Genomic DNA, 1,730 nt, shown 5'->3' with positions numbered 1-1,730 from the left:
CGGCGCGCTGGCGCTGGCCACCCACGCCGGTGTCGTCGCGCACGCCGACGGGCTCGCGCAGGCGGGCACCCTGGCCGGTCTGCGCGTCGCCGTCGACCTGTCCGAGCGGGGCGGGGGCGACATCTTCCACGACCCGTTCGACGACCCGGCCCCCGGTGGCGACGCGCCGCCGCCGCGGCTGGTGCTGCTCGGCACGGGGGAGGAGGACCCGCAGTCGGTGAGCCGCCGGGTGCTCGGCCGGGAGTGGCCGAACGCCGATCTGGCGCACCCGGTCGACGAGATCCCGCGCGGCACCCGCGACGCGGCGCTGCTGCGGGCCGGTGTGCTCGCCCTGCGCGCCGACATCGCCGCCGTGTACCTCGGCCTGGCGACCGGCGCCACCCTGATCACCTGACCCCGCGCACCTGACACCGGGAGACCCGTGGAACTGCTGGAGAACCCGATCCGCACCTACGCCTGGGGTTCGCGGACGGTCATCGCCGAGCTGCTCGGCGAGCCCGTCCCGTCACCGCACCCGCAGGCGGAGCTGTGGCTGGGCGCGCACCCGGCCGCCCCGTCGACGGTCGCCGGGGGCACCCGCCCGCTGCACGAGCTCATCGCCGCCGACCCGCTCGCCGCGCTGGGCCCGGGCCGCGACCGCTGGGAGGGACGGCTGCCGTTCCTGTTGAAGGTGCTGGCCGCCGAGGAGCCGCTGAGCCTGCAGGCCCACCCGAGCCTGGAGCAGGCCCGCGAGGGCTGGGAGCGGGAGAACGCCGCGGGGATCGCGGTGGACGCGCCGGACCGCAACTACCGCGACGCCCACCACAAGCCGGAGCTGATCTGCGCGCTGACCGAGTTCGTCGCGCTGGTCGGGTTCCGCGAGCCGGCCCGCACGGTGGAGCTGCTGCGCGCCCTGGACGTCCCCGAGCTCGCCGCCTACACCGAGCTGCTCGCCGGCCAGCCGTGCCCGGACGGGCTGCGCGCGCTGTTCACCACCTGGATCACGCTGCCCCAGTCGGTGCTCGACGGGCTCGTGCCGGCCCTGCAGGACGGCGCGGTCCGGCTGCTGGAGCGCGGCACCGCCAAGGAGTGGACCGGCGAGGCGAAGACCGCGCTCGACCTGTCCGAGCGCTACCCCGACGACGCGGGCGTCCTCGCCGCGCTGCTGCTCAACCGGATCACCCTGGCCCCCGGTGAGGCGCTGTACCTGCCGGCCGGGAACCTGCACGCGTACCTGTCCGGGGCGGGCATCGAGGTGATGGCCAACTCCGACAACGTGCTGCGCGGCGGGCTGACGCCCAAGCACGTCGACGTGCCGGAGCTGCTGCGCGTCCTCGACTTCACCGCCCCGCCGCCGCCGGTCCGCGCCCCGGTCCCCGACCCCGGCGCCGACGGCTGGCACCGCTACGACGTGCCGGTCGAGGAATTCCTGCTCCGCCGCGCGGTCACCGACGGCCGGGACAAGCTCGACGTCCCCGGCACCGGCGCCCGCATCCTGCTGTGCGTCGACGGTGACGCCGCGGTCGACGCCGGCGGCGTCACCGTCGAGCTGCCCCGCGGTCGCGCGGTGTTCCTCTCCGCGGCCGACAGCGGCGCCGTGCTGACCACCGGCGAGGACGGGGCCACCGTCTTCCTGTCCGGCGACGCGCTGTAGCCCACCGCGCTCCGGCCCGTCGGGCTGCACGCCGCCGGGTGGTGGCCCGCCGCGCTGCAGGCCACCGCGTTCCGGCTCACCCGGTCCGGCGGGCCGC

At 76.8% G+C, this 1,730-nt stretch carries 1 protein-coding gene and 1 pseudogene; both read left to right on the top strand.

The window, feature by feature from the left end; all coding sequences use genetic code 11:
• Positions 1-394, top strand: a pseudogene (locus tag GTW08_RS11400) (hypothetical protein); the annotation flags it as partial.
• A gap of 27 nt (positions 395-421) precedes the next feature.
• A complete protein-coding gene (gene manA / locus GTW08_RS11395) occupies positions 422-1,633 on the top strand; it encodes a mannose-6-phosphate isomerase, class I (protein ID WP_073576343.1) in 1,212 nt (403 codons plus the stop codon).
• The last annotated feature ends 97 nt before the right edge of the window (positions 1,634-1,730 follow it).

Source organism: Pseudonocardia sp. SID8383 (assembly GCF_009864975.1).
GTDB classification, from domain to species: domain Bacteria; phylum Actinomycetota; class Actinomycetes; order Mycobacteriales; family Pseudonocardiaceae; genus Pseudonocardia; species Pseudonocardia alni.
The sequence above is the reverse complement of the archived record's forward strand: the minus strand, read 5'-3'. Positions and strand labels throughout refer to the sequence as shown.